Source organism: Gordonia sp. OPL2 (assembly GCF_003797825.1).
In the GTDB taxonomy this organism is placed as follows: domain Bacteria; phylum Actinomycetota; class Actinomycetes; order Mycobacteriales; family Mycobacteriaceae; genus Gordonia.
In genome coordinates, this window is the sequence record NZ_RKME01000101.1 from 1 (window position 1) to 423 (window position 423).

The window sequence follows — 423 nt, forward strand, 5'->3', positions numbered from 1 at the left end:
GATGTATGGCGGGCGCATGGGCAATGACGCGCCCGGTGATGCACTGAAGTATCACGGCCGTGGCTATCTGCCGCTGGTCGGCAAGGAGAATTACGAGCGTGCCGGCAAGGCGCTGGACCTGGACCTGGTGAATCAGCCGGAGCTGGCCGCGCAACCCGAGCACGCAGGCCGTATTGCCGTGTGGCAGTGGCAGACGCGGGTGCCGGAAGCGGCGCGCGAGGACGTGCGCGAAGCGACGCGTGCCCTGAATGGCGCGCTCAACGGCATCGAAGCCCGCCAGCAGCGTTTTGACGTGTGGCAGCAGAAGCTGACCCCCGATGTGATGGCGCGCCTGGAGCGTGGCGAAGTGGGGGCGCCTGCCCAGCCCACAACGGGACGCGACATGTCGCAACCGGGCGAGCCGGGATACACGCTGTTCTCGGG

The 423-nt window shown here is 67.8% G+C and carries 1 protein-coding gene; it reads left to right on the forward strand.

Annotated features, from left to right (window positions below; genetic code table 11):
- Positions 1-16 precede the first annotated feature (16 nt).
- The coding region (locus EEB19_RS26485; RefSeq protein ID WP_316245490.1) for a glycoside hydrolase family 19 protein at positions 17-423 on the forward strand (407 nt) is incomplete at its 3' end.